The sequence below is a fragment of the Streptomyces sp. JL2001 genome (assembly GCF_050917515.1).
Taxonomy (GTDB): Bacteria; Actinomycetota; Actinomycetes; order Streptomycetales; family Streptomycetaceae; genus Streptomyces.
Genome location: NZ_CP169421.1, coordinates 3,694,917 through 3,720,457, shown reverse-complemented (window position 1 = coordinate 3,720,457; position 25,541 = coordinate 3,694,917). Strand labels below are relative to the sequence as shown.

22 protein-coding genes and 4 tRNA genes are annotated in these 25,541 nt (G+C 71.0%); 15 read left to right on the top strand and 11 right to left on the bottom strand.

The window, feature by feature from the left end; translation table 11 throughout:
- Window positions 1-296 precede the first annotated feature (296 nt).
- The 3 genes from purS to purL are packed head-to-tail and all read left to right on the top strand — an operon-like array spanning window position 297 to window position 3,465.
- Complete coding sequence (gene purS, locus ACE1OA_RS16485) at window positions 297-542, top strand: phosphoribosylformylglycinamidine synthase subunit PurS (RefSeq protein WP_147978663.1); 246 nt, start codon at window positions 297-299, stop codon at window positions 540-542.
- The gene (gene purQ, locus ACE1OA_RS16480) at window positions 539-1,219 is read left to right on the top strand and encodes a phosphoribosylformylglycinamidine synthase subunit PurQ (protein ID WP_356779459.1); all 681 of its coding nucleotides are present in this window, start codon (window positions 539-541) and stop codon (window positions 1,217-1,219) included. Before purS ends, purQ begins: the two co-directional genes overlap by 4 nt.
- Window positions 1,216-3,465 carry a phosphoribosylformylglycinamidine synthase subunit PurL gene (gene purL, locus ACE1OA_RS16475; protein ID WP_356601168.1) on the top strand — a complete coding sequence of 750 codons (2,250 nt, stop codon included), beginning with the start codon at window positions 1,216-1,218 and terminating at the stop codon, window positions 3,463-3,465. Before purQ ends, purL begins: the two co-directional genes overlap by 4 nt.
- Window positions 3,466-3,543: 78 nt before the next feature.
- Here the strand turns inward: purL and ACE1OA_RS16470 are convergent, their stop codons facing one another.
- Window positions 3,544-3,948, bottom strand: a complete 405-nt coding sequence (locus ACE1OA_RS16470; RefSeq protein WP_356601167.1) for a nuclear transport factor 2 family protein — start codon at window positions 3,946-3,948, stop codon at window positions 3,544-3,546.
- Between the two features lie 76 nt (window positions 3,949-4,024).
- On the opposite strand from ACE1OA_RS16470, the gene ACE1OA_RS16465 reads away from it, so the two are divergent.
- Window positions 4,025-4,813 (top strand): maleylpyruvate isomerase family mycothiol-dependent enzyme, encoded by a 789-nt coding sequence (locus ACE1OA_RS16465; protein WP_356601166.1) that lies wholly within the window; start codon window positions 4,025-4,027, stop codon window positions 4,811-4,813.
- 82 nt (window positions 4,814-4,895) lie between these two features.
- Window positions 4,896-5,723, top strand: coding sequence for an META domain-containing protein (locus ACE1OA_RS16460; RefSeq protein ID WP_356601165.1), 828 nt, complete (start codon window positions 4,896-4,898; stop codon window positions 5,721-5,723).
- 22 nt (window positions 5,724-5,745) lie between these two features.
- Here the strand turns inward: ACE1OA_RS16460 and ACE1OA_RS16455 are convergent, their stop codons facing one another.
- On the bottom strand, window positions 5,746-7,155 hold the full coding sequence (locus ACE1OA_RS16455) for a sulfatase family protein (protein ID WP_384872754.1): 1,410 nt from the start codon (window positions 7,153-7,155) through the stop codon (window positions 5,746-5,748).
- Between the two features lie 341 nt (window positions 7,156-7,496).
- A complete protein-coding gene (locus ACE1OA_RS16450) occupies window positions 7,497-7,589 on the bottom strand; it encodes a putative leader peptide (protein ID WP_361314034.1) in 93 nt (30 codons plus the stop codon).
- A 307-nt stretch (window positions 7,590-7,896) separates the two neighbouring features.
- On the opposite strand from ACE1OA_RS16450, the gene purF reads away from it, so the two are divergent.
- Both purF and purM read left to right on the top strand, forming a co-directional pair.
- Complete coding sequence (gene purF, locus ACE1OA_RS16445; protein ID WP_356601162.1) at window positions 7,897-9,423, top strand: amidophosphoribosyltransferase; 1,527 nt, start codon at window positions 7,897-7,899, stop codon at window positions 9,421-9,423.
- A 42-nt stretch (window positions 9,424-9,465) separates the two neighbouring features.
- The gene (gene purM, locus ACE1OA_RS16440; RefSeq protein ID WP_147978656.1) at window positions 9,466-10,533 is read left to right on the top strand and encodes a phosphoribosylformylglycinamidine cyclo-ligase; all 1,068 of its coding nucleotides are present in this window, start codon (window positions 9,466-9,468) and stop codon (window positions 10,531-10,533) included.
- Window positions 10,534-10,664: 131 nt separating this feature from the next.
- On the opposite strand, the gene ACE1OA_RS16435 is transcribed toward purM, so the two are convergent.
- Together ACE1OA_RS16435 and ACE1OA_RS16430 are read right to left on the bottom strand one after the other, a co-directional pair.
- Window positions 10,665-10,922, bottom strand: coding sequence for a DUF3073 domain-containing protein (locus tag ACE1OA_RS16435; RefSeq protein ID WP_147978655.1), 258 nt, complete (start codon window positions 10,920-10,922; stop codon window positions 10,665-10,667).
- 300 nt (window positions 10,923-11,222) lie between these two features.
- Window positions 11,223-12,305: a Leu/Phe/Val dehydrogenase gene (locus ACE1OA_RS16430; protein WP_356601161.1), complete on the bottom strand. Its 1,083-nt coding sequence runs from the start codon at window positions 12,303-12,305 to the stop codon at window positions 11,223-11,225.
- A 177-nt stretch (window positions 12,306-12,482) separates the two neighbouring features.
- Here ACE1OA_RS16430 and ACE1OA_RS16425 point away from each other — a divergent pair, with 177 nt between their 5' ends.
- Both ACE1OA_RS16425 and bldC read left to right on the top strand, forming a co-directional pair.
- Window positions 12,483-13,334 (top strand): hypothetical protein, encoded by an 852-nt coding sequence (locus tag ACE1OA_RS16425; protein ID WP_356601160.1) that lies wholly within the window; start codon window positions 12,483-12,485, stop codon window positions 13,332-13,334.
- Window positions 13,335-13,870: 536 nt separating this feature from the next.
- Complete coding sequence (gene bldC, locus ACE1OA_RS16420) at window positions 13,871-14,077, top strand: developmental transcriptional regulator BldC (protein WP_003949541.1); 207 nt, start codon at window positions 13,871-13,873, stop codon at window positions 14,075-14,077.
- A 353-nt stretch (window positions 14,078-14,430) separates the two neighbouring features.
- Here the strand turns inward: bldC and ACE1OA_RS16415 are convergent, their stop codons facing one another.
- The 3 genes from ACE1OA_RS16415 to hrpA form a co-directional block, all read right to left on the bottom strand.
- Complete coding sequence (locus ACE1OA_RS16415) at window positions 14,431-14,628, bottom strand: DUF6274 family protein (RefSeq protein WP_356601159.1); 198 nt, start codon at window positions 14,626-14,628, stop codon at window positions 14,431-14,433.
- Window positions 14,629-14,755: 127 nt separating this feature from the next.
- Window positions 14,756-14,829 (bottom strand) — tRNA-Asp (locus ACE1OA_RS16410).
- 126 nt (window positions 14,830-14,955) lie between these two features.
- Window positions 14,956-18,954, bottom strand: coding sequence for an ATP-dependent RNA helicase HrpA (hrpA, locus tag ACE1OA_RS16405; RefSeq protein WP_356601158.1), 3,999 nt, complete (start codon window positions 18,952-18,954; stop codon window positions 14,956-14,958).
- 110 nt (window positions 18,955-19,064) lie between these two features.
- Here hrpA and ACE1OA_RS16400 point away from each other — a divergent pair, with 110 nt between their 5' ends.
- Genes ACE1OA_RS16400 through ACE1OA_RS16390 form a run of 3 tightly spaced genes read left to right on the top strand, consistent with a single transcriptional unit; the run spans window position 19,065 to window position 21,173 of the window.
- Window positions 19,065-19,493 carry a hypothetical protein gene (locus tag ACE1OA_RS16400; RefSeq protein WP_356601157.1) on the top strand — a complete coding sequence of 143 codons (429 nt, stop codon included), beginning with the start codon at window positions 19,065-19,067 and terminating at the stop codon, window positions 19,491-19,493.
- A gap of 55 nt (window positions 19,494-19,548) precedes the next feature.
- A complete protein-coding gene (locus ACE1OA_RS16395; protein WP_356780616.1) occupies window positions 19,549-20,331 on the top strand; it encodes a DsbA family protein in 783 nt (260 codons plus the stop codon).
- The gene (locus tag ACE1OA_RS16390) at window positions 20,328-21,173 is read left to right on the top strand and encodes a cytochrome c biogenesis CcdA family protein (RefSeq protein WP_432752965.1); all 846 of its coding nucleotides are present in this window, start codon (window positions 20,328-20,330) and stop codon (window positions 21,171-21,173) included. The genes ACE1OA_RS16395 and ACE1OA_RS16390 overlap by 4 nt, the downstream gene beginning before the upstream one ends.
- A gap of 107 nt (window positions 21,174-21,280) precedes the next feature.
- Here ACE1OA_RS16390 and ACE1OA_RS16385 read toward each other — a convergent pair.
- From ACE1OA_RS16385 to ACE1OA_RS16375, 3 genes are all read right to left on the bottom strand, one after another.
- Window positions 21,281-21,354: transfer RNA gene (locus tag ACE1OA_RS16385), tRNA-Phe, on the bottom strand.
- Between the two features lie 22 nt (window positions 21,355-21,376).
- Window positions 21,377-21,450: transfer RNA gene (locus tag ACE1OA_RS16380), tRNA-Asp, on the bottom strand.
- Between the two features lie 39 nt (window positions 21,451-21,489).
- A tRNA-Glu gene (locus tag ACE1OA_RS16375) sits at window positions 21,490-21,562 on the bottom strand.
- Window positions 21,563-21,666: 104 nt separating this feature from the next.
- Here ACE1OA_RS16375 and ACE1OA_RS16370 point away from each other — a divergent pair.
- The 3 genes from ACE1OA_RS16370 (at window position 21,667) to ACE1OA_RS16360 (ending at window position 25,278) form a co-directional block, all read left to right on the top strand.
- Window positions 21,667-22,017, top strand: coding sequence for a metallopeptidase family protein (locus ACE1OA_RS16370; RefSeq protein WP_356601154.1), 351 nt, complete (start codon window positions 21,667-21,669; stop codon window positions 22,015-22,017).
- A 187-nt stretch (window positions 22,018-22,204) separates the two neighbouring features.
- Window positions 22,205-22,813 carry a hypothetical protein gene (locus ACE1OA_RS16365; RefSeq protein WP_432752964.1) on the top strand — a complete coding sequence of 203 codons (609 nt, stop codon included), beginning with the start codon at window positions 22,205-22,207 and terminating at the stop codon, window positions 22,811-22,813.
- 200 nt (window positions 22,814-23,013) lie between these two features.
- Window positions 23,014-25,278: a DEAD/DEAH box helicase gene (locus tag ACE1OA_RS16360; RefSeq protein WP_356601152.1), complete on the top strand. Its 2,265-nt coding sequence runs from the start codon at window positions 23,014-23,016 to the stop codon at window positions 25,276-25,278.
- Window positions 25,279-25,541: the final 263 nt, after the last annotated feature.

Genomic DNA, 25,541 nt, shown 5'->3' with positions numbered 1-25,541 from the left:
CCGTGTCGTGGCGGCGGATCGAACGCCTCTGACGTGCGGCGGAACCGGCTTTACGGCTGCCCGGGGGCAATGCTGCTTTCCCCTGTATTCCTTTGTACAGCGGAAGGCCTCGCATTGTGAAGCCCAGCCAATTGCATCAGCGTGTCCCGCCGCAATGGGCCGCGCAATATTTCACTTGAATTTTTCGTGTGGGTCTTTCGTGTCTTTTGTAGGGTCCTCCAGACTTCTACCCGCGTAGAATTTGGAGGCAGGTACGCTGAGGGAACCGCCCACGCAACACACCACCGGGAGTGCCAGTGGCACGCGTCGTAGTCGACGTCATGCTCAAGCCGGAGATCCTCGACCCGCAGGGACAGGCGGTGCAGCGTGCACTGCCCCGCCTCGGGTTCGCCGGAATCGCCGACGTCCGCCAGGGGAAGCGCTTCGAACTGGAGGTGGAGGGGCCGGTCGACGAGGCCGCCCTCGCCCGCATCCACGAGATGGCCGAAACCTTCCTTGCCAACACCGTGATCGAAGACTTCGTCGTGAAGGTGGAGTCGTGACCGCACGCATCGGCGTCGTCACGTTCCCCGGAACGCTCGACGACCAGGACGCGCTGCGTGCCGCCCGCCTGGCGGGTGCCGAGCCCGTTTCCCTCTGGCACCGCGACAAGGACCTGAAGCAGGTCGACGCCGTGGTCCTGGCCGGCGGCTTCTCCTACGGCGACTACCTGCGGGCCGGAGCCATCTCCCGCTTCTCGCCGGTGATGGAGACGATCATCGAGCAGGCGAAGGCGGGCATGCCCGTCCTCGGGATCTGCAACGGCTTCCAGATCCTCACCGAGGCCCACCTGCTGCCGGGCGCGATGCTGCGCAACAACCACCTCCACTTCATCTGCCGCGACCAGAGGCTGCGCGTGGAGAACGCGGAGACCGCCTGGACCGTGGACTACGAGCAGGGCCAGGAGATCGCGGTCCCGCTCAAGAACATGGACGGCCGCTACGTCGCCGACGAGCACACGCTCGACGAGCTGGAGGCCGAGGGGCGGGTGGCCTTCCGCTACCTGGACTTCAACCCGAACGGCTCCCTCCGCGACATCGCGGGCATCACGAACGCCGCGGGCAATGTGGTCGGCCTCATGCCGCACCCCGAGCACGCCGTCGAGCCGCTGATCGGTACGGGCCGTACCGACGGCCTCGGATTCTTCACCTCGATCCTGAAGAAGCTGGTCAACGCATGACTCTCGACACCGTCAAGCACGCGGGCGAGACGCCCGACAGCGAGCAGCCGTGGAAGGAGCTCGGCCTCAAGGAGGACGAGTACGCCCGCATCCGGGAGATCCTCGGCCGCCGTCCCACCGGCGCCGAGCTCGCCATGTACTCCGTCATGTGGTCCGAGCACTGCTCCTACAAGAGCAGCAAGGTCCACCTGAAGCAGTTCGGCGAGAAGACCCCCGAGAACGACGCCATGCTCGTCGGCATCGGTGAGAACGCGGGCGTCGTCGACGTCGGCCAGGGGTACGCGGTCACCTTCAAGGTCGAGTCGCACAACCACCCCTCGTACATCGAGCCCTACCAGGGCGCGGCCACCGGCGTCGGCGGCATCGTCCGCGACATCCTCGCCATGGGCGCCCGCCCGGTCGCGGTCGTCGACCCGCTGCGCTTCGGCGCGGCCGACCACCCCGACACCAAGCGCGTGCTGCCGGGTGTCGTCGCCGGCATCGGCGGCTACGGCAACTGCCTGGGCCTGCCCAACATCGGCGGTGAGGTCGTCTTCGACTCCTGCTACCAGGGCAACCCGCTCGTCAACGCCGGCTGCATCGGCGTCATGAAGCACGAGGACATCCACCTCGCCAAGGCCTCCGGCCCCGGCAACAAGGTGATCCTCTACGGTGCCCGCACCGGTGGCGACGGCATCGGCGGTGTCTCCGTCCTCGCGTCGGAGACCTTCGACGACACCAAGCCCACCAAGCGCCCCGCGGTGCAGGTCGGCGACCCGTTCCAGGAGAAGCTCCTCATCGAGTGCACCCTGGAGATCTTCCAGGAGAAGCTGGTCGCGGGCATCCAGGACCTCGGCGGCGCCGGCCTCTCCTGCGCCACCTCCGAGCTGGCCTCGGCCGGCTCCGGCGGCATGCGCGTCGAGCTCGACCGCGTCCACCTGCGCGACGCCACGCTCTCGCCCGAGGAGATCCTCATGAGCGAGTCGCAGGAGCGCATGTGCGCGATCGTCGAGCCGCAGCACGTCGACCGCTTCCTGGAGATCTGCGAGAAGTGGGACGTCATCGCCACCGTCATCGGTGAGGTGACCGAGGGCGAGCGCCTGGAGATCTTCTGGCACGGCGAGCAGATCGTCGACGTGCCGCCGCGTTCGGTCGCCCACGAGGGCCCGACCTACCACCGGCCGTTCGCCCGCCCGCAGTGGCAGGACGCGCTCCAGGCCGACGACGCGGGCAAGCTGCCCCGGCCGCAGAACGGCGAGGAGCTGAAGGACCAGGTCCTGAAGCTGGTCTCCTCCCCGAACCAGGCGTCGAAGTCCTGGATCACCGACCAGTACGACCGGTTCGTCCAGGGCAACACCGTCCTGGCGCAGCCCGAGGACGCGGGCATGGTCCGGATCGACGAGGAGACCAACCTCGGCGTGGCCATGGCGACCGACGGCAACGGCCGGTACGCCAAGCTCGACCCGTACACGGGCGCGCAGCTCGCGCTGGCGGAGGCGTACCGCAACGTCGCCGCCTCCGGCGCCAAGCCGCTCGCCATCTCGGACTGCCTGAACTTCGGTTCGCCCGAGGACCCGGACGTGATGTGGCAGTTCGCCGAGGCCACCCGCGGTCTCGCGGACGGCTGCCTGCAGCTGGGCACCCCGGTCACCGGCGGCAACGTCTCGCTGTACAACCAGACCGGCGAGGTCGCCATCCACCCGACGCCGGTCGTGGCCGTGCTCGGTGTGATCGACGACGTCAACCGCCGCACGCCGATCGCCTTCGCGGAAGAGGGCCAGCTCCTCTACCTGCTGGGCGACACGCGTGAGGAGTTCGGCGGCTCGGCCTGGTCCGAGGTGATCCACCAGCACCTCGGCGGTCTGCCGCCGGCCGTGGACCTCGACCGGGAGAAGCTGCTCGGCGAGATCCTGATCTCCGCCTCCCGCGACGGCATGATCGACGCGGCGCACGACCTGTCCGACGGCGGTCTGGTCCAGGCGGTCGTCGAGTCCTGCCTCCGCGGCGGCACCGGTGCGCGCCTGGTCGTCCCGGACGGTCTGGACGCCTTCACCTTCCTCTTCAGCGAGTCGGCCGGCCGTGCGGTCGTGTCCGTCCCGCGCAGCGAGGAGCTCCGCTTCACCGACATGTGCGGCGCCCGGGGTCTGCCGGCGGCGCGCATCGGTGTGGTGGACGGCGACGAGGTCGACGTGCAGGGCGAGTTCAGCATCTCCCTGGAGGAGCTGCGCACCGTCCACGAGGCGACGATCCCGGGTCTGCTGGCCTGACCCGACGCGCTGCGCGAAGCCCCCGTCCGGACCTGTGGGTCCGGACGGGGGCTCTCGTGTGCCCCTGCCCGGACGCGCCTATGCCGGCTGCCCCCAGAAGGCGTCGGACTGCTCGATGTCCTCGACGCACTCGTCGATGTCGGTGATCTTCCCGCCCATGATGGTGAAGATCAGCGCGCCCTTCATCTCGATGCCGCGGTCGCCGCGCTCGGCGAAGAACTTGTTCGCCGCCACGGCGTGGCCGCGGCCGTCGACGGAGACGCTGTCCAGTTCGACCCGCATCTTCCCGCCGGTGAGTTCGAACATCTTGGCGTACATGGCGAGGATGTTGTCCCGGCCTTTGAAGTGGCCGGACAGCTGGCTCTCGCCCGGCACGTGGTGGGTACAGTCCGCCGTCATCAGGGAGCCGACGGTCTCCATGTCTCCTCGGGTCCACGCCTCGAAACCGCGGCGGACCAGGGCCACGTCAGGGTGCTCGGCCATGACCGATCGACCCCTCTCCTACGGGTAGGTGTGCTGCGAGCCCCTCCCCCTCCAGTCTCCGACTACCCTCGCCCCCATGCCACCGGCCAAGAAGCGCTCCCGCAGCTACGACTCCGCCAAGACCCGGGCGGCCGTGCTCGCCCAGTTCCGGAACGTGAGCGACGCGGTGTCCTCGCTCACTGCGGAGCAGCTCGACGGCCCGACGCGGCTGGGCGAGTGGACCGTACGGGAGCTGGTCGCGCACCTGGCCCTGGTGGTCGGTGCCGTCCCCCGCTTCCTCGACGAGCCCGAGCCGGCGGCGCAGGAACTGGGTCTGCTCGACTGGCCGTCGGCGACGGCGTCGGCCGCGGAGCGGATCGACGAGGACGTCCGGGCCGTCGACGCCGGCGATCTGCCGGGACTGTACGAGCGGACGACGGCACGGTACGAGGAGCGGATCGCCGGCACGTCCGACGAGCGGCTCGTGCCCACCCGGTTCGGCGCGATGCGACTGGCGGACTTCCTGGTCACCCGGACCGTCGAACTGGTCGTCCACACCGACGACCTGAACGCGGCGACCGGCCTCGGGATCCCGGTCGACCGGCAGGCCCTGGCCGCCTGCACCCGGGTGCTCGCCGACGCGCTGGCGGTGAAGGCTCCGGGCGGCGCGGTGGAGTTCCGGGTCCCGCCGTTCGCGGTGGTGCAGTGCGTGGAGGGGCCCCGGCACACCCGCGGCACCCCGCCCAACGTCGTCGAGACGGACCCGCTCACCTGGATCCGGCTCGCCACCGGCCGTACCGACTGGGCCGAGGCGCTGGACGCGGCCAAGGTCGCGGCGAGCGGTGAACGCGCCGACCTCGCCGCGCTGCTGCCGCTGATGGGCTGATCCGGGGCGCCGGCCCCGGCCCGGTCGGAGGCCCCGGCGGAGGCGGGCGGAACCGTCCGTACCGCTCGCCCGTCCCATCCCCATGCTGAAGACACGTACCACCGCAGCCACCGCAGTCCTGGCCTCGCTCGTCGTGCTCTCGGCGTGCGGCACCGAGCGGTCCGGTTCCGACCCGGGCGCCGGCTCCGTCGCCCCGGACGTCCCCGTCGCCGGAGCCCACTGGGCATTCGACACCGTGACGGTCGCCGGCAAGGAGACCCGGGCGCCCGACGGCGCCCACGTCGAGATCGGGAAGGACGGCCGGGCCTCGGGCAACAGCGGGTGCAACGGTTTCGGTGCCGAGGTGTCGGTCGAGGGCGACACGGTCACCGTGAAGCAGCAGCAGGGCACCGAGATGGCCTGTCCCGGTGAGCGGGGGGCCTTCGAGACGGTGCTCCGGAAGGCGTTCACCGGTGCGCTGAAGGCCCGGGTCGACGGCGACCGGCTCACCCTGACCTCGTCCGACGGCGAGAACGTCGTCGCGCTGACGTCCGAGCCGCCGGCCCCGCTGAACGGCACCGAATGGACCGTCGAGTCCCTCCTCGCCGGCCAGACCGCCTCCTCGGTCCCCAAGGGCTCCGAGGGCAAGGCCCATTTCGTGATCGACAAGGACGGCAAGGTCCGGGGCAGCCTCGGCTGCAACCGCTTCTCCACCACAGCGAAGATCTCGGGCCGGACGGTCACGTTCGGGGAGATCACCACCACCCGCATGCGGTGCACGGGTCCCGAGATGGCCCTGGAGACGAAGTTGTACGACGTCTTCGGCGACTCGGCGACGTACGAACTCAGCCATCGCGGGCTGACCCTCACCGCCCCGGACGGCTCGGGCTTCGCGGCGGTCGCGAAGCCCGCGCCGAAGGCGGCCTCCTGACGGACGCCCGGCCGGGCCGGGCTCAGCCCCCGTAGGGCAGGAGCCCGGCGTCCGTCCGCTCCCAGGACGCCCGCAGCGCGGCGAGCCGCTCCTGCTCGTAGGGGGCGCGGTCGGCCTGTTCGCGGGCGTCCTCGGTGAGGTGGAAGAGCTGGTCGCGGCCGGTCTTGCCGCGGTAGTACTTCCACTCGCCGCGGCGCAGCGCGCGCTCGCCCCGCACCCGCCAGAAGAGGTCGCGCTCGGCCGGCTCCTCGCCGCGCAGCAGGTAGCCGGCGAGGCTGGTGCCGTCGAGCGGGTAGGCGGGATCGGGGCGGGCGCCGCCCAGTTCGAGGAGGGTCGCCGTCCAGTCCGGTGTGTACACCGGCAGATCGCTGACCTGGCCTCCGTCGATCCGGGCGGGCCAGCGCAGGAGGGACGGCACCCGGATGCCGCCCTCCTGGAGCGATCCCTTGTTGCCGGCCAGCGGCCAGTTGTACGAGAAGCGCTCGCCGCCGTTGTCGCTGGCGAAGAAGACGAGGGTGTCGTGCTCCCGGCCGGAGCGCTTCAGCGCCCCCAGCACCTCGCCGACCGACCGGTCGAGGTCCTCGACCATCTCCTTGTACTTCTCGATCGAGCCGCCGTCCTGGTGCCAGAGGGCCGAGCGGTCGCCCGCCTCGATGCGCCGGACGATCTCGGCGCTCGCCTCCTCGTCGCCGTCGGCGATCCAGGGCCAGTGGGGGGTCGTGAAGTTGAGGTTGAGCAGCCAGGGCCGGTCGTGCTCGCGGGACACGTACTCGCTCGCCCGCTCGGTGAGGACGCGGGTGTAGTAGCGCAGGTCCTTGTACGGCGCGTCGCCCTCGTAGAGGTCGTACTCGCCGGCGAGACCGAGCTTGGAGTAGTACTCGAGCGCGCCGCCGAAGTTCCCGAAGAACTCGTCCCAGCCGGACCGGGTGGGGGAGTAGTCGGGGAGGTAGCCGCAGTGCCACTTGCCGATGAGGGCGGTGGCGTAGCCGGCGTCGCGGAGCCGTGAGGCGAGCGTGGGGTGGGTGGGCTCCAGGCCGACCGACCTGTCGGCGATGGGCTCGGCGAGCCCGCCCTTGGTGCGGCCGGGGAAGCGGCCGGTGTAGAGGCTGAACCGGGTCGGGGAGCAGGTGGCGGAGCCGGAGTAGGCGTCGGTGAACCGGACGCCCTGGCGGGCGAGCCGGTCGAGGTGCGGGGTCCGGATGTGGGGCGATCCGTACGAGGAGAGGTCGGCCCAGCCGAGGTCGTCGCCGAGGATGAAGAGGATGTTGGGCCGCCGCGAGTGCCGGCGTCCGGTCGCGGCCCGGAAGGGGCGCTCCCCTTCCTCCCGCGCGGCCGCGACGGGAGCGCCCGCGCCGAGCGCGGTCACGGCGGCCGCTCCGACGGCGGCACCGCCGAGGGCGCGTCGGGACAGGGGGGTCTTGGGCGTGGGCACGGGGCTCTCCTCGGGCTGGGCGGAGTGAAGGGGACGGACCGCGCGGAGACGGTGCGCGGGCAGGGCGTCGCGGCATCGGCAGGGATGCGCCGGTGCCGATGCCGCCGGAAAGCGGCGGACCCGGTCCGGACCGGGGGACCGGTCGGACCAGGTGTCCGAAGCGGCGGAGGCGGCCGCGTCAGGGCAGACGGGGAAGCCGGCGGGGATGCGGACACGGGGAGGGGGCACGGCCGTGTCCCGGCCGGCCCGCGTTCAGGTGTGCGCGGACCGCCGGACGGAGTCGTGCGGTGGGTCGGGGGGACCGGGCGGGACGAGGCCCGGGGGTGCTTCCCCGCCGTGTCTCAGGCGCAGCGACAGATCGCGCTGGCGACACGGACCAGGTCCACGTGTCGGCGCGCGACGAGAGTGACCGAGCGGTCACGTACGGGCTGCATGGCGCAGGAGCCTCGCGCAGAGCGCGTGCACCTGTCAACGGCGTCCCGCTCCCCGGGACGCCCGCGGCGCCGGCGCATTGCGAACTCCGTCACATCCAGCGGGTCCCGTACTTTTGGTTACTCGCCAGTAGAGCCTCTTCGAGGCCCGTACGCCAAGGGCTCCGAGCCCTTCTGCCCCTTGGTTCCCGACCCCTTCGAGGCCCTTTCGGCACAGGCCGGTGGATCAGTTCGTGCGATCACACCAGAAAGCCACCCCGCCGATATCCCCAATTCGGACCAGTGGTCGACCTCGCCTACACTCGGAGGCGTGCCACGTGGTGACGGTCGACTCAATCACGATCTGCTTCCCGGCGAGAAGGGCCCTCAGGACGCTTGCGGCGTCTTCGGGGTCTGGGCTCCGGGTGAAGAGGTCGCAAAGCTCACGTACTTCGGGCTCTACGCCCTCCAGCATCGGGGTCAGGAATCCGCGGGAATCGCGGTAAGCAATGGCTCCCAGATCCTCGTCTTCAAGGACATGGGCCTCGTGTCCCAGGTCTTCGACGAGACCTCTCTCGGTTCCCTCCAGGGTCATATCGCGGTCGGTCACGCCCGCTACTCGACCACCGGGGCCTCCGTGTGGGAGAACGCGCAGCCGACGTTCCGGGCGACCGCCCACGGCTCCATCGCGCTCGGCCACAACGGCAACCTGGTGAACACGGCGCAGCTGGCCGAGATGGTCGCCGACCTTCCCAAGAAGGAAGGCCGCACCACTCGCGTCGCCGCCACCAACGACACCGATCTCGTCACCGCGCTCCTCGCGGGTCAGGTCGACGAGGACGGCAAGCCGCTCACCATCGAGCAGGCCGCCGCGAAGGTCCTCCCCGACGTCCGGGGCGCCTTCTCCCTCGTCTTCATGGACGAGCACACGCTCTACGCCGCCCGCGACCCGCAGGGCATCCGCCCGCTGGTCCTCGGCCGGCTCGAGCGTGGATGGGTCGTCGCCTCCGAGTCCGCCGCCCTCGACATCTGCGGCGCCAGCTTCGTCCGCGAGGTCGAGCCGGGCGAGATGATCGCGATCGACGAGAACGGCATCAGGACCTCTCGATTCGCAGAAGCGAAGCCCAAGGGCTGTGTCTTCGAGTACGTCTACCTGGCCCGCCCGGACACCGACATCGCCGGCCGGAACGTCTACCTCTCCCGCGTGGAGATGGGCCGGCGCCTGGCCAAGGAAGCCCCGGTCGAGGCCGACCTGGTGATAGCGACGCCCGAGTCCGGCACCCCCGCCGCGATCGGCTACGCCGAGGCCAGCGGCATCCCCTTCGGCGCCGGACTGGTGAAGAACGCCTATGTGGGCCGCACCTTCATCCAGCCCTCCCAGACCATCCGCCAGCTCGGCATCCGGCTGAAGCTGAACCCCCTCCGGGACGTCATCAAGGGCAAGCGCCTGGTGGTCGTGGACGACTCGATCGTCCGCGGCAACACCCAGCGCGCCCTGGTCAAGATGCTCCGTGAGGCCGGCGCGGCCGAGATCCACATCCGGATCTCCTCGCCGCCGGTGAAGTGGCCGTGCTTCTTCGGCATCGACTTCGCCACCCGCGCGGAGCTGATCGCCAACGGCATGTCGATCGACGAGATCGGCAAGTCGCTCGGCGCGGACTCGCTCTCGTACATCTCCCTCGACGGGATGATCGAGGCGACCACGATCCAGAAGCCCAACCTCTGCCGTGCCTGCTTCGACGGCGAGTACCCGATGGAGCTCCCGGACCCCGAGCTGCTCGGCAAGCAGCTGCTGGAGACCGAGCTGGCCGCCGGCCCCGCCGCCACCGCGGCCGCCGACGCGCTCCGTCGCCCGTAAGACCCCCGCAGTACCGCAGTAACGACACGAAAGCTCTCACCTATGTCTGAGACCACCGGTGCCTCCTACGCGTCCGCGGGCGTCGACATCGAAGCGGGTGACCGCGCCGTCGAGCTCATGAAGGAATGGGTGAAGAAGACGCAGCGCCCCGAGGTCCTCGGCGGCCTCGGCGGGTTCGCCGGCCTCTTCGACGCCTCCGCCCTGAAGCGCTACGAGCGTCCCCTGCTCGCCTCCGCCACCGACGGCGTCGGCACGAAGGTCGACATCGCGCGCCAGATGGGCGTGTACGACACGATCGGCCACGACCTGGTCGCGATGGTCATGGACGACATCGTCGTGTGCGGCGCCGAGCCGCTCTTCATGACCGACTACATCTGCGTCGGCAAGGTCCACCCCGAGCGGGTCGCCGCCATCGTCAAGGGCATCGCCGAGGGCTGCGTCCTGGCCGGCTGCGCCCTGGTCGGCGGCGAGACCGCCGAGCACCCCGGCCTGCTCGGCCCCGACGACTTCGACGTCGCCGGCGCCGGCACGGGCGTGGTCGAGTACGACCGGCTGCTCGGCGCGGATCGCATCCGTACGGGTGACGCCGTGATCGCCATGGCGTCCTCCGGCCTTCACTCCAACGGGTACTCGCTCGTCCGTCACGTGGTCTTCGACCGCGCCGGCATGGCCCTCGACCAGCAGGTCGAGGAGCTCGGCCGGACCCTGGGCGAGGAGCTGCTGGAGCCGACGAAGATCTACTCGCTGGACTGCCTGGCGCTCACCCGGACCACCGAGGTGCACGCCTTCAGCCACATCACGGGCGGCGGTCTGGCCGCCAACCTGGCCCGGGTGATCCCGGACGGCCTGCACGCCACGGTGGACCGTTCGACCTGGGCGCCGGGCGCGATCTTCGACCTCGTCGGCAAGGCCGGCCAGGTGGAGCGGCTGGAGCTGGAGAAGACCCTGAACATGGGCGTCGGCATGATGGCCGTCGTCCCCGCCGGATCGGTGGACGCGGCCCTGACCACGCTGGCCGACCGCGGCGTCGACTCGTGGGTCGCCGGCGAGATCACCGAGCGCGGCGACCACGCCACGGGCGCGGAGCTGGTGGGCGACTACGCCCGGTAGGACACGCTGCGGGCGTTCCGGAGTCCTCTCCGGGGCGCCCGCAGACGCATTCCCGGAGACGGGCAGCACAGAAACCCGGTCCGGGTAGCCCCCGGACCGGGTTTCCGTGTGAAGCAGCGCTTTTTAAGAGGTCAAGCGTGACGGTGGGACGACGCGCCGGGACCGGACTCGTCGTCCTCGTCCTCGTCGTCCGTGTTGTAGAGATCCGCGTACTGCGCGTACGGGTCGTCTTCCTCGTCGTCGTCCTCGAACGGCTCGCCATTCGGCGGCTGGCTCGAAGTCGAAGCGCCCAGCTCATTGGCCAGACGCGACAGGTCAGTCCCGCCGCTGCTGTACTTCAGCTGGCGGGCGACCTTCGTCTGCTTGGCCTTTGCCCGGCCGCGCCCCATGGCTCGACCCCCTCGGTGACGGGGCTCGACGGCCCCAGAGTCTTGACACGCGTTCATGATTCGGAACGGGCTCTCGACAGAGAGACCGGTCCGTAGGGGTTCAACGGTACCTGCTTCCGTGGCCATACGGTACGCCGTCCGCATCACATGCCTCGGTACAGAACCATCGAGGCGCCCCGTCCTCGCTGGTCAATCGCGATTTTAACCTCTTCTGGCGGGCCGACCCGCCGACCGGGGTGAGTCTTGTCTCGGTCTGGGTGAACATCCAAACGGGTGCTCGCCGGGCCGGCCCTGTCAAGATCAGCCGCGGCGTGCCTCGGCCATGCGCTGCTCGGCGATCCGGTCGGCGGCGGCGGCCGGCGGGATACCGTCCGCCTTCGCACGTGCGAATATGGCCAGCGTGGTGTCGAAGATCTTCGTGGCCTTCTTCTTGCACCGGTCGAAGTCGAAGCCGTGCAGCTCGTCGGCGACCTGGATCACGCCGCCGGCGTTGACCACGTAGTCCGGCGCGTAGAGGATCCCGCGGTCCGAGAGGTCCTTCTCGATACCGGGGTGGGCGAGCTGGTTGTTGGCCGCTCCGCAGACGATCTTCGCGGTGAGCGCGGGCACGGTGTCGTCGTTCAGGGCGCCGCCGAGCGCGCACGGCGCGTAGACGTCCAGCCCCTCCACGCGGATCAGCGCGTCGGTGTCGGCGACCACGGAGACCTGCGGGAACCTGTCGGTGATCCGGCGCACCGACTCCTCGCGCACGTCGGTCACGACGACCTCGGCACCGTCCTCCAGGAGGTGCTCGACCAGGTAGTGACCGACCTTGCCGACACCCGCGACGCCGACCTTGCGGCCGCGCAGGGTCGGGTCGCCCCACAGGGTCTGCGCTGAGGCGCGCATGCCCTGGAAGACGCCGAAGGCGGTGAGCACCGAGGAGTCGCCGGCGCCGCCGTTCTCGGGGGAGCGGCCGGTGGTCCACTGGTTGGTGCGGGCCACGACGTCCATGTCGGCGACGTAGGTGCCGACGTCGCAGGCCGTCACGTAGCGGCCGCCCAGGGAGGCGACACAGCGGCCGTAGGCGAGGAGGAGCTCCTCGGTCTTGATCGTGTCCGGGTCGCCGATGATCACGGCCTTGCCGCCGCCGTGGTCGAGACCGGCCATGGCGTTCTTGTACGACATCCCGCGCGAGAGGTTCAGCGCGTCGGCGACGGCCTCCGCCTCGGACGCGTACGGGTAGAACCGGGTGCCGCCGAGGGCGGGGCCCAGGGCGGTGGAGTGGAGGGCGATGACGGCCTTGAGGCCGGAGGCGCGGTCCTGGCACAGCACGACTTGCTCGTGGCCTCCCTGCTCCGAGTGGAACAGGGTGTGCAGGACGCCGTCGGTCACATCGGTCACGGTGGTGACTCCCAAGTACGAAGCGGCGGTTGTACGCCCCTCCCTGCGGGTGGGGAAGGGGCCCTGCGGCCCGTTTCGGGGCCGCTTCGGCAAGAGAGTAAGTCCTACGCGGGCGTAGATCCGGCGCAGTGCTCAGGATCACCTCTCCCGGAGTACCCCCATGGAAGGATTCGTGACATGTCGCCGGCGTCGACCCTCCTCGTCCCGTACACCTCCTATCTGCGCGTGTACGAGCCGCTGGCGGCTTTTCCCGAGCCCGAGCGGGGCCACTGGACGCAGTACGCGCGCCGGGCGGACACCCCGACCGCGCAGGACGAGCTGCGGCGCTCCCTCGCGGATCTGCTGCCGACCCCGCCGGTCCCGGTGCCGGTCCACGAGAGCGGGGACGCGTTCGTCGCGTCGCTCGACGGGGTGGTCGTGATCTGCCCCTGGCGCACCCGCCTGCGCGGCTGGCTGGCCCTGGCCGAGCTGGACGGGTCCCTGCCCCCCTCGGTGCTCGACGCGATGCTCCCGCCGGTGGTGCGGGAGCAGGTGTGCGCCGACCACGAGCGCTGGCGGGTGCGCAACCCCGACGCGCAGCCCTGGATCAGGACGGCCCTGTGGCAGGTTCCGGTGCGGTGGTTCACCCTCTTCGCGGACGAGGAGCGGGAGTACGTCCCGGGGACCGACGGGCCGGGCGGCCGTGCTCCGGTGATGCGCTACCGGACGCCGATGGTGCAGGCGCGGCGCCGGCTGGCGCGGGCGCTGCGGACGCTGCGCGAGTCGCTCGACGAGGGGCCGCTGACCGAGGGTCTGGTCGAGGTGGGGCGCTGGCTGGAGGAGTTCCATCCGCGCGCGCTGGTGGAGCTGGACTACGGCGGCCTGGTGCACGCCGTGCCGGCGGGGTGTCTCGCGGAGGACCGGTCGGTGGCGGACGTGGCCGAGGGGATCGCGGCGCTGCGGGACGGCGACGGCGAGGGGGCGAGCGAGGCGTACGGCCGGCTCGCGGAGCGCTGGCGGGCGATCCGGAACCTGCAGTTCGCGAATTGATCATCGACAAGACGCGTCCGCCTGATGTAAATGATCTTTAAGCGTCGCGAGGGCACCGTGTGCCCTCGCGGGGACGTGGACGTGGGGGCGGTAGGACGTAGGTCCCGATCCGGGCCTTTGGCTCAAGCGTGACGGATCGCACTTACGGCGCCCTTGCGCCCATCGCCCACCCTCGTGCCAAAATAGGACAAGGAGTCCGGGGAGGGTTCCTTCCGTCCAAGTATGGGCGGAACGCTCAGCATTGCACTCTATGGGGGGTCTGAGGACTCCTGATCGCTCTGTGACTGATCGTCACAGTGGCGTGACTGTCCGTTATGGCATGGTCCATCGACTTCCGCCGCTGATGAACACCTGCGAGGGCAATTCCATCGGTTTGGCCGACGTGGCTGGACGGATGGTGTAGTTGTAGTGCCGAGGACAAGCCGTTCGTCCTATAACCGACTCGGCCCGCTTCTGCCATTTCGGGCAACGCGGGTCAAGGTGCAGAATTTAGAGGAAAGAACCGAGAAGGTTCGGTTCTCCCGAGGAGGCCGCTCATGACCGCTCGCACCCCTGATGCCGAGCCGCTACTGACCCCCGCCGAGGTCGCCACGATGTTCCGCGTGGACCCGAAGACGGTGACTCGCTGGGCGAAGGCCGGCAAGCTCACGTCCATCCGCACGCTGGGTGGACACCGCCGGTACCGCGAGGCTGAGGTCCGCGCCCTGCTGGCGGGCATCCCGCAGCAGCGCAGCGAGGCCTGACGTAGTCGAAGTACCCGCAACACCCCGTTTTGCCGGGCATTTCCGGGTCCCCCAACCTGGACCGCCCACCCCTTGTTCTACCGGCCTACGCCTGCCCCAACAGGCCCCTGGTCATCGATCGCGTTGGACTCCGCCGGGTCCAGCGCGATCTTTTTTGTGCCCGCTCGTGCCGTCGTCCGCGTCCGCCGGGCTCATGGGAATGGTGGTGCAATTGCACATATTAAATCGGGTGGGTGTAGGGAGGGTGTAAGTGAAGCGGTTTCTGAATCTCTTTCAGTGACACCCGTCACATGAGTGAGGTCTTGCCAAGGAACAGCCTGCCACTTCCGGGAGGGCGTCCAACCCGCCGTTGGTCATGGGGTGGTGGGACTTTCGTCCTCGGCCGTGTCGGCGTCGTCGGGGTCGGGAAGCTCCATGGCGAGCCGCAGGAGGCGATGACAGACCGAGCACTGCTGTGTGATGTGGCCGTAGCGGGACGCGGCCGCCAGATGGGCGCGCAGCAGCGCGTGCGTCTCGTGCCTGGACTGCCGTGCTTCGGACGCCGCGGCCATGCGCGACCACCTCCGGTGTGGGCCCCCGATTCCCTGAGTTCTGGGGTACCCGTCCGCGCACGACGCCGTCAATACACGGGAGCACAACGAAAGGCCCGCACCGAGCGGTGCGGGCCTTTCGTGACGGCGATCCTGACGGGACTTGAACCCGCGACCTCCACCTTGACAGGGTGGCGAGCTAACCAACTGCTCCACAGGACCTTGGTGCTGCTGCTTCGCTGGGAAGCGGCTGCGAGGAAGACTGTACAGCAGGTCAGACGCCGGGTCGAACTCACCGTCGGCGAGGTCCTCGACACGGCTGTCCGGGGGCCTCCGCCCGGACATCCTCTAGGGCGCCGCCGCGTCGATGGCCTTGACGATCCGCTTGTCCGAGACCGGGTACGCCGTGCCCAGCGCGTGGGCGAAGTAGCTGACCCGGAGCTCCTCGATCATCCAGCGGATGTCGGTGACCTCCTTCGGCACCGGACGGCCCGGCGGGAGCTGTTCGAGCAGCCAGGCGTACTCGTCCTGCATCTCGTGGACCTTCTCCATGCGCGTGGTGTCCCGCTGGACCCCGGTCGGCATCTGCTGCAGCCGCCGGTCCACCGCCACCAGATAGCGCATCAGGTCGGCCAGCCGCCGCAGGCCCGTCAGGGTGACGAAGCCGGCCGGCATCAGCCGGGCCAGCTGCTCGCGCACGTCGCCGAGGTTCGCGACGAGCGCCAGGCTGTTCGTGCCCTTCAGGCGCCGCTCGCAGGCCTGCCAGGCGGCCAGGATCTGCTGGACCTGCCCCACCGTCCGGACCGTCGTGTCGACGAGGTCCGCGCGGACCTTGTCGTACAGCTTGCGGAAGGACTCCTCGTCCCAGACCGGCCCGCCGTGGTCCGCGATCAGCTTGTCGGCCGCGGCGGTCGCGCAGTCGTCGAAGAGCGCCTGGATCGAACCGTGCGGGTTGCGGGAGAGCGCCAGCTTCTGCTGGTTGGTGAGCTTGTCCGAGGCGAACTTCGCCGGGTTCACCGGGATGTTCAGCAGGATCAGCTTCCGGGTGCCCCGCCACATCGCCGCCGCCTGCTCGGCCTCCGTGTCGAAGAGGCGTACGGAGACGGTGTCGCCGGCGTCCACCAGCGCCGGGTAGGCCTTGACCGGCTGGCCGGCCCGCCGGGTCTCGAAGACCTTGGTGAGCGTGCCGATCGTCCAGTCCGTGAGTCCCGTGCGCTCCAGGGACTGCCCGGAGCCGCCGGGACCCGCCGTGGCGGCCGCGGCGGCCTGCGAGAGGGCCTGCCGGGCCTTGGGACGCAGCTGGAGCTTGAGCGCCTCCAGGTCCTTGCCCTCGGCGAGCCTGCGGCGCCGCTCGTCGACGATCCGGAAGGTGATCTTGAGGTGGTCGGGGACCCGCGCGAGGTCGAAGTCCTCCGCCGTCACCGGGACGCCCACCATCCGCTGGAGCTCACGCGCCAGCGTGAAGGGCAGCGGCTCCTGTCGCGGCACGGTGGAGTCCAGGAAACGGGACGCGTAGTTCGGCGCCGGGACGTAGTGCCGGCGGATCGGCTTCGGCAGGGAGCGGATCAGCTCGGTGACCACGTCCTCCCGCAGACCGGGGATCTGCCAGTCGAAGCCCTCGTCGGTGACCTGGTTGAGCACGTGGACCGGGATGTGGACGGTCACGCCGTCCGCGTCCGTGCCCGGCTCGAACTGGTACGTCACCCGGAACTTCAGCGGCCCCTGCCGCCACGAGTCCGGATAGTCGTCCTTGGTGACCGCGCCGGCCTTCTCGTTGATGAGCATCTCGCGCTCGAAGTCGAGGAACTCCGGTTCCTCACGGCGCTTGTGCTTCCACCAGGAGTCGAAGTGGGCTCCCGACACGACGTGTTCGGGGACCCGCTTGTCGTAGAAGTCGAAGAGCGTCTCGTCGTCGACCAGGATGTCCCGGCGCCGGGCACGGTGCTCCAGCTCCTCGACCTCGGTGAGGAGCTTGCGGTTGTCCGCGAAGAACTTGTGGTGCGTGCGCCAGTCGCCCTCGACCAGGGCGTTGCGGATGAACAGGTCGCGGGAGACCTCGGGATCGATCCGGCCGTAGTTGACCTTGCGGTCGGTCACGATCGGCACGCCGTACAGCGTGACCTTCTCGATCGCCATGACGGCCGCCTGGTCCTTCTCCCAGTGCGGCTCGCTGTACGTCTTCTTGACCAGGTGCTGGGCCAGCGGCTCGATCCACTCCGGCTCGATCCTGGCGTTGACCCGGGCCCACAGCCGCGAGGTCTCCACCAGCTCGGCCGACATGATGAACCGCGGCGGCTTGCGGAACAGCGCCGATCCCGGGAAGACCGCGAACTTGGCGTTGCGGGCGCCGAGGTACTCGCTCTTCGCCGGATACCGGCCGCCTTCGCCCCCGGAGGGCTTGCCGCCGTCGCTCCCGGACGTCTTCACGTCCTTCATGCCGATGTGCGAGAGCAGGCCGGCGAGCAGCGAGACGTGCACGGACTGCTCCGGGGCGGAGAAGTCCGCCGAGGCGTCCTCCAGGTGGAGGCCCATCTGCTTGGCGACCGTCCGCAGCTGCGCGTAGATGTCCTGCCACTCGCGGATCCGCAGGAAGTTGAGGTACTCCTGCTTGCACATCCGGCGGAACGACGAGGAGCCGCGCTCCTTCTGCTGTTCGCGGACGTAGCGCCAGAGGTTGAGGAGCGCGAGGAAGTCGCTCGTCTCGTCCTTGAAGCGGGCGTGCTGCTGGTCGGCCTGCGCCTGCTTGTCGGAGGGCCGCTCGCGCGGGTCCTGGATGGACAGGGCGGCCGCGATCACCATGACCTCGCGGACGCAGCCGTTGCGGTCGGCCTCCAGGACCATCCGGGCGAGCCGCGGGTCGACGGGCAGCTGGGACAGCTTGCGGCCCTGCTGGGTCAGCCGCTTCCGCGGGTCCTTCTCGGTCGGGTCGAGCGCGCCGAGCTCCTGCAGGAGCTGTACGCCGTCCCGGATGTTGCGGTGGTCCGGCGGATCGATGAACGGGAACTTCTCGATCTCGCCGAGGCCGGCCGCGGTCATCTGGAGGATGACGGAGGCGAGGTTCGTCCGGAGGATCTCGGCGTCCGTGAACTCCGGACGGGTGAGGAAGTCGTCCTCGGAGTAGAGCCGGATGCAGATGCCGTCCGACGTCCGGCCGCAGCGGCCCTTGCGCTGGTTGGCGCTCGCCTGGGAGATCGGCTCGATCGGCAGCCGCTGCACCTTGGTGCGGTGGGAGTACCGGGAGATGCGGGCCATGCCGGGATCGATCACGTACTTGATGCCGGGCACGGTCAGCGAGGTCTCGGCCACGTTGGTGGCGAGGACGATCCGGCGGCCGGTGTGGGCCTGGAAGACCCGGTGCTGCTCGGCGTGGCTCAGCCGGGCGTAGAGAGGGAGCACCTCGGTGTTGCGGAGCTGCTTCTTCAGCAGGGCGTCCGCGGTGTCGCGGATCTCGCGCTCGCCGGAGAGGAAGACCAGGACGTCGCCGGGGCCCTCGGACTGGAGCTCGTCCACGGCGTCGCAGATCGCGGTGATCTGGTCGCGGTCCGCCTCGTCGCCCTCCTCCTCCAGGAGGGGGCGGTAGCGCACCTCGACCGGGTAGGTACGGCCGGAGACCTCCACGATCGGCGCGTCGCCGAAGTGGCGGGAGAAGCGCTCGGGGTCGATGGTCGCGGAGGTGATGACGACCTTGAGGTCGGGGCGCTTGGGCAGCAGCTGGGCGAGGTAGCCGAGCAGGAAGTCGATGTTGAGGGACCGCTCGTGGGCCTCGTCGATGATGATCGTGTCGTAGGCGCGCAGCTCGCGGTCCGTCTGGATCTCGGCGAGCAGGATGCCGTCCGTCATCAGCTTCACGAAGGTCGCGTCGGGGTTCACCTGGTCGGTGAAGCGGACCTTCCAGCCGACCGCCTCGCCCAGCGGCGTCCTCAGTTCCTCCGCGACGCGCTCCGCGACGGTGCGGGCGGCGATCCGGCGCGGCTGGGTGTGGCCGATCATGCCCCGCACGCCGCGGCCCAGTTCCAGACAGATCTTGGGGATCTGCGTCGTCTTGCCGGAGCCGGTCTCACCGGCGACGATCACGACCTGGTGGTCGCGTATCGCCTCCAGGATCGTGTCCTTCTTCTGGGAGACGGGCAGCTGCTCGGGGTACGTGACCGCGGGTACGCGGGCGGCACGCCCGTCGGCGCGCTCCTTGGCCAGGCCGGCCTCGGTGGCGATCTCGTCCAGAACGGCCGCGCGGGCCTCGGGCTTGCGGATGCGGCGGGCGCCCTCGAGGCGGCGGCCGAGCCGGTGTGCGTCCCGCAGCGAGACCTCGGCCAGGACGGACTGGAGGGCGGCGAAGGAAGTAGACATACGGAACCCAGGATCGCACCCCGTGCCGAGAACCGGCGAACCGATTTACCCGGGGCGCGCTGCGGGCGGCCCGTAATATCTCGGGCACGTCCACCCGAGAGGTTCTCCCCATGTCCCGCACCGCCCGCGCGCTCGCGGCGCTCGCCGCGCTCGTGGGCCTGGTGCTGGGGGCCCTGGCGTGCGGCGCCGGGCCGGCGGCGGCGGTCACCGCCCCGGCGGCCGCCGCGCCCGCGGAGGCCGCGGGGCCGGCCGCGTCGACGCCCGGGGCGCCTTCCGCCGCGGTCACGGACGCTCCGGTCGCGACGGCCGGGGGCGGCGCGTCCCCCGGCTGCGGCGAGCGGCACGCCGTCGACGGCGCCGCCCGGCCGGCCGCACCCCCGCGTCCGGCCGGCCTCGGAGAGCTGCTGTCCCTGCTCGCCGGGGCGCGCGCGGCCGGCGGCTGGGGCGCGGACCAGGTCGTGCGCGACCTGCCGCCCGGCCCGGAGCCGCCGGAACTCGTCCCGCCGTCCCCCGTGGAGCTGTCGATCCTGCGCGTGTAGAGGCGGGCCGCCCACCGTCGCCCTCCCCTTCCTCCACGTCCAGGAGTGTTTCCGCATGTCCCCGTCCCCTTCCTCCACGGCCACGCCCGCCTCGAAGTCCAGGCCGATCGCGATCGTCGCGGGGGTGGCGGTCGCCGCCGCCCTGCTCGGAGTCGTCTCCTACACCGCGACCAAGCCCTCCGGGGGCCGGTCCGCCGACTCCGCGGCGTCCGCCGCCGAGGTCTCGGCCGACCCGGCGAACGGTGTCTATCCCGAGCTGGAGGCCTACGCCCGCCGCGACGCCGCCGACGGGCTCGCACTCGGCCGGCCGGACGCGCCCGTCGTCCTGATCGAGTACGCCGACTTCAAGTGCGGCTACTGCGCGCAGTTCGCCCGGGAGACCGAGCCCGCCCTGGTGCGGAAGTACGTGGAGAAGGGCACCCTGCGCATCGAGTGGCGCAACTTCCCGATCTTCGGCGAGGAGTCCGAGGCGGCCGCCCGGGCCGCGTGGGCGGCCGGGCAGCAGGGCCGGTTCTGGGAGTTCCACCGGGCGGCCTACGCCGAGGGCGCCAAGGAGAAGGGCTTCGGCAAGGACCGGCTGGCCGCCCTGGCGCGAGAGGCCGGGATCGCCGACCCGGCGCGCTTCGCCCGGGACTCGGACGGTGCCGCGGCCCGCGAGGCGGTGAGCAAGGACCAGGAGCAGGGCTACTCGCTGGGGGCGACCTCGACGCCGTCGTTCCTGGTCAACGGCCGGCCCATCGCGGGCGCGCAGCCCGCGGAGGCCTTCACGGAGGCCATCGACGCGGCCGCGAAGGCAGCCGCGGCGAAGCCCTCGGCGACGGCGACGCCCGGCCGATGAACTCCGACATCGGCTATCTGGCCGCTCTCCTCGGCGGCCTCCTCGCCCTGCTCAGCCCGTGCAGCGCGCTGCTGCTCCCGGCCTTCTTCGCGTACTCGATCGACTCGACGAGCCGGCTCCTGGCCCGCACCGGCATCTTCTACGCGGGCCTGGCCACCACCCTCGTGCCCCTCGGCGCGGCCGGTTCGTTCGCCGGGCGGCTGTTCTACGGCCACCGGGATCTGCTCGTGGCCCTCGGCGGCTGGCTGATCATCCTGCTCGGGGTGCTCCAGGTCCTCGGTCTGGGCTTCGCCTCCCGCCGGATCGCCGAGGCCGGCGGCCGGATCCGTCCCACGACCGCGGTCTCCGTCTACGCGCTCGGGCTGGTCTACGGCCTCGCCGGATTCTGCGCGGGTCCGATCCTCGGGAGCGTCCTGACGGTGGCCGCGCTGAGCGGCAGCCCCGCGTACGGAGGGCTGCTCCTGGCGGTCTACGCGCTCGGGATGGCCGTCCCGCTCTTCCTGCTGGCGCTGTTCTGGGAGCGCTACGAGCTGGGCCGGCGGCGCTGGCTGCGGGGCCGCCCCCTCCGGGTGGGCCGCTTCGAGCTGCACAGCACCTCGCTGCTCTCGGGACTCTTCTTCGTCGTCCTGGGGACGGTCTTCCTGGTCTTCGACGGCACGACGGCACTGCCGGGCCTGCTGACGGTGGACGAGTCGTTCGCCGTGGAGACCCGGGTGGCGTCGGTGAGCGGCCTGGTCCCGGACTGGGCGCTGCTCATCGGGGCGGTGGCGCTGGTGGCGGTCGTCCTCGCGGTGCGGGGCTGGCGCGCCACCGGGAGCCGGGAGCGCCGCGAGGAGGTCTGACGGGACGGCGGTGGGGCGTTCGGGTGAGGCGCCCCCACCGCCGTGCGCCCGGGCGCACGCGGACACGAAGAAGGCCCCCGTCCATCGGACGGGGGCCTTCTGCACTGTGGCTGGGGCCGGGGTCGAACCGGCGACCTATCGCTTTTCAGGCGATCGCTCGTACCAACTGAGCTACCCAGCCACGAGACTCCGAAGAGGCTCAGCGATCCTGACGGGACTTGAACCCGCGACCTCCACCTTGACAGGGTGGCGAGCTAACCAACTGCTCCACAGGACCATGCAATGTGCGAGCACTAGTCTCGCACACGTTGTTGCGTGCCCCCAACGGGATTCGAACCCGTGCTACCGCCTTGAAAGGGCGGCGTCCTGGGCCACTAGACGATGAGGGCTAAGGGCCCACCTGGGCGCTTCGCAGCGCCTCGGGGACGTGAGAAGCATATGGGATCCCGCCCGCTATCGCCAAAACGGTTTGCTCCGGGGGGACAATGGGCGGGTGCTGGAGATGACGCGCGAGGAGTTCGAGGAGCTTGTGGCCGAGGCGCTGGACCGGATTCCGCCGGAGCTGACGCGGTTGATGGACAACGTCGCGGTGTTCGTGGAGGACGAGCCCTCCGCGGACGACCCCGAGTTGCTCGGGCTGTACGAGGGGACTCCGCTGACGGACCGCGGCGAGTGGTACGCGGGGGTGCTGCCGGACCGGATCACGATCTACCGGGGGCCGACGCTGCGCATGTGCGAGTCGCGGGACGACGCGGTCGCGGAGACCGAGATCACGGTGGTCCACGAGATCGCCCACCACTTCGGCATCGACGACGCGCGCCTGCACGCGCTGGGTTACGGCTGACGGATCCGGGGCGCGGCCGGCGGATCCCGGTACGTGCCGGAGCCGCCGTCAGGGACGTCCCGGAGCGGTGCCGGCGCGGTAACGGCGGCGTACCGGCCGAGCGGTGGGCGTGTCCCTCGCGGTACTGAGGGAGTTGGGCAGCGAAACACGCCTTGCGTCCTGCCCTTTGTGTCCTGGAGGTGCCCCCGTGCGCCCTTTGCCCACCCCTGCTGTGAGATGGGCCGCCGCCGCGCTGGCGGTCGCCGCCTGCGCCGGCCTGAGCGGTTGTATGAGTGTCGGGGACGAGGGTGCCAAGCCGGCGCCCGGCACGTCCGCGGGCAAGCAGGAGGTGGCGGCCGAGTCGGACGGCGGCATCGGGGTGTCGGGCCGGAGCGGCGGGAACGGACGCGACACGTCCGGGCGCGGCGGGCCGGACGCGGACGGCGAGGGCGGCCGCTCGCCGGTGGCGAGCGCGTCTCCCTCGGCCTCGGGCAAGCCGCCGGCCGCGGCGACGGCCGGCGCCGGTGGCGGGGTCAAGCCCCTGCCCGAACCCGGTGTGCCGGGTGGGGCGGGTGCGGCTGGTGGTGCCGGTGGGCCGAGTGCGCCGGGCGGGGGGCCGGCGACGCCCACGGGATCGCCGGAGCCGACGCCCGAACCGACGGTCGAGCCGACGCCGAGTCCGGAGCCCACCGTCGAGCCGACCGTTCCGCCCTCCGTGACCCCCGGCGCCGACACGCACATGGGTGCCATGAAGGCCGCCGACGGGCCCGGTGTAGCGGTGGAGCCGGAGGCATCACCGCAGGTCGGACCCGTGTGACCCAGTCGGATTTGCATTGTGGTGGGGAGGGTGCGTATGGTTATAGATCGTTTGATCCCATTGCCCGGCGCCGAAACAGAAGAGCGCCGTGTGGCGCGTACTCTCCCTAGCCGTGGCTGGACCGCATTGAGGCGGTCGATTTGCGTAATTCACGGAGTTGACGGGCGCGTGCCGAGACTCCGGAAGGTTTCGCATTTCGCATGTCCATTTTCAGTTCTGACCACGCCGTCATGCCCGAGAACGACGAGATCGTCGAGGCCGTCGAGGCTTCCGTGACCGTCGACACCGAGCTTGCCGACCAGGCCGCCGAGGCCGACGAGACCTCGGAGCCCACGATCACCTTCGCCGACCTCGGCCTGCCCGAGGGCGTCGTGCGCAAGCTCGCGCAGAACGGCGTCACCACCCCCTTCCCGATCCAGGCGGCGACCATCCCGGACGCCCTGGCCGGCAAGGACATCCTCGGCCGCGGCCGCACCGGCTCCGGCAAGACCCTCTCCTTCGGTCTGCCGACGCTGGCCCGCCTGGCCGGCGGCCACACCGAGAAGAAGAAGCCCCGCGCGGTCATCCTCACCCCGACCCGCGAGCTCGCGATGCAGGTCGCGGACGCCCTCCAGCCGTACGGCGACGTGCTCGGCCTGAAGATCAAGGTCGTCTGCGGCGGTACGTCCATGGGCAACCAGATCTACGCCCTGGAGCGCGGCGTCGACATCCTCGTCGCCACCCCGGGCCGCCTCCGCGACATCATCAACCGCGGCGCCTGCTCCCTGGAGAACATCGAGGCCGCCGTCCTCGACGAGGCCGACCAGATGTCCGACCTGGGCTTCCTGCCCGAGGTCACCGAGCTGCTCGACCAGGTCCCGGCCGGAGGCCAGCGGATGCTGTTCTCGGCCACGATGGAGAACGAGATCTCCACGCTGGTCAAGCGCTACCTGGTCGACCCGGTCAGCCACGAGGTCGACAGCGCCCAGGGCAACGTCTCGACCATGAGCCACCACGTCCTCGTCGTGAAGCCGAAGGACAAGGCGCCGGTCACCGCCGCCATCGCCGCCCGCAAGGGCCGCACCATCATCTTCGTCCGCACCCAGCTGGGTGCCGACCGCATCGCCGAGCAGCTCGTCGAGTCCGGCGTGAAGGCGGACGCGCTGCACGGCGGCATGACGCAGGGCGCCCGTACCCGCGTGCTGGCCGACTTCAAGGACGGCTACGTCAACGCGCTGGTCGCCACCGACGTCGCCGCCCGCGGCATCCACGTCGACGGCATCGACCTGGTCCTCAACGTGGACCCGGCCGGTGACCACAAGGACTACCTGCACCGCTCGGGCCGTACCGCCCGCGCCGGCAAGTCCGGTGTCGTGGTCTCCCTCGCGCTGCCGCACCAGCGCCGCCAGATCTTCCGCCTGATGGAGGACGCGGGCGTCGACGCCTCGCGCCACATCGTCCAGGGCGCCGGCGCGTTCGAGCCGGAGGTCGCCGAGATCACCGGTGCGCGTTCGCTGACCGAGGTCCAGGCCGACTCCGCGAACAACGCCGCCAAGCAGGCCGAGCGTGAGGTCGCCGACCTCACCAAGCAGCTGGAGCGTCTGCAGCGCCGCGCCGTCGAGCTCCGCGAGGAGGCCGACCGTCTGGTCGCCCGTTCCGCGCGCGAGCGGGGCGAGGACCCGGAGGCCGCCGTCGCCGAGGTGACCGAGGCCGCCGAGGCCGAGATCGCCGAGGCCGCGCAGGCCGCCGCCCAGGCGGAGCGCCGCGAGGAGCAGCAGCGCCGTGAGGAGCGTCCGTCGTTCCGCGACGAGCGCGGCAACTTCGAGCGCCGCAACGACCGTCGTGACGACCGCGGTGGCCGTCCCTTCGAGCGTCGTGACGACCGTCCCTCGGGCGGCTTCCGTCGGGACAACGACCGTCCGTCCGGCGGTTTCCGTCGTGACGACCGTCCCTCCGGTGGCTTCCGCCGGGACAACGACCGTCCGTCCGGTGGCTTCCGTCGGGACGACCGTCCCTCGGGCGGTTTCAACCGTGACGACCGCGGTGACCGCGGCGGCTTCCGCCGCGACGACCGTCGTGACGACCGCGGTGGCCGTTCCTTCGAGCGTCGTGACGACCGTCCCTCGGGCGGCTTCCGCCGGGACAACGACCGTCCGTCCGGTGGCTTCCGCCGGGACAACGACCGTCCCTCCGGCGGTTTCAACCGTGACGACCGTCCCTCGGGCGGCTTCAACCGTGACGACCGCGGCGACCGCGGCGGCTTCCGCCGCGACGACCGTCCGGCCGGCGGCCACCGCGGCAGCGACCGTCCGTTCAACCGCGACCGTCGTGACGACCGCCCCTCCGGCGGCTTCCGCTCGGGCGGCGACCGCCCGTACGGCCGTCGTGACGACCACCGTGGCGGCGACCACCGCGGCACCGGCTCGAACACCGGCGGCTCCTTCGGCCGCCGCGACGAGAAGCCCCGCTGGAAGCGCAACGGCTGACTGAGCCGCGGCCGTTCGGCCGCGAGCCTCTGAACGGCCCCGAAGGCCCGTCCCCCACCCGACCGGTGGGGGACGGGCCTTCGGGCGTTCCTGAGCCGGAGGGGCGCCGACCGCGACACCCCCAGGGGGCGTGCGGGGCGCTGCGTGTCCCCGGTCCGCCGGGGCGCCGGCGGCGAGGTGACGTTCTCTCGCCGCGCCGGGTCCTTTCGCCGACCGCCCCTCCCGGCCGCCCGACGGGGCCCCGACCGGGCCCCACGCCCCCG

Coding starts and splice junctions, on each gene's coding strand:
- purL (WP_356601168.1), top strand. CDS start 1,216: ATGACTCTCGACACCGTCAAGCACGCGGGCGAGACGCCCGACAGCGAG.
- ACE1OA_RS16470 (WP_356601167.1), bottom strand. CDS start 3,948: ATGGCCGAGCACCCTGACGTGGCCCTGGTCCGCCGCGGTTTCGAGGCG.
- ACE1OA_RS16465 (WP_356601166.1), top strand. CDS start 4,025: ATGCCACCGGCCAAGAAGCGCTCCCGCAGCTACGACTCCGCCAAGACC.
- ACE1OA_RS16460 (WP_356601165.1), top strand. CDS start 4,896: ATGCTGAAGACACGTACCACCGCAGCCACCGCAGTCCTGGCCTCGCTC.
- ACE1OA_RS16450 (WP_361314034.1), bottom strand. CDS start 7,589: ATGCAGCCCGTACGTGACCGCTCGGTCACTCTCGTCGCGCGCCGACAC.
- purM (WP_147978656.1), top strand. CDS start 9,466: ATGTCTGAGACCACCGGTGCCTCCTACGCGTCCGCGGGCGTCGACATC.
- ACE1OA_RS16435 (WP_147978655.1), bottom strand. CDS start 10,922: ATGGGGCGCGGCCGGGCAAAGGCCAAGCAGACGAAGGTCGCCCGCCAG.
- ACE1OA_RS16425 (WP_356601160.1), top strand. CDS start 12,483: ATGTCGCCGGCGTCGACCCTCCTCGTCCCGTACACCTCCTATCTGCGC.
- bldC (WP_003949541.1), top strand. CDS start 13,871: ATGACCGCTCGCACCCCTGATGCCGAGCCGCTACTGACCCCCGCCGAG.
- ACE1OA_RS16415 (WP_356601159.1), bottom strand. CDS start 14,628: ATGGCCGCGGCGTCCGAAGCACGGCAGTCCAGGCACGAGACGCACGCG.
- hrpA (WP_356601158.1), bottom strand. CDS start 18,954: ATGTCTACTTCCTTCGCCGCCCTCCAGTCCGTCCTGGCCGAGGTCTCG.
- ACE1OA_RS16400 (WP_356601157.1), top strand. CDS start 19,065: ATGTCCCGCACCGCCCGCGCGCTCGCGGCGCTCGCCGCGCTCGTGGGC.
- ACE1OA_RS16395 (WP_356780616.1), top strand. CDS start 19,549: ATGTCCCCGTCCCCTTCCTCCACGGCCACGCCCGCCTCGAAGTCCAGG.
- ACE1OA_RS16390 (WP_432752965.1), top strand. CDS start 20,328: ATGAACTCCGACATCGGCTATCTGGCCGCTCTCCTCGGCGGCCTCCTC.
- ACE1OA_RS16360 (WP_356601152.1), top strand. CDS start 23,014: ATGTCCATTTTCAGTTCTGACCACGCCGTCATGCCCGAGAACGACGAG.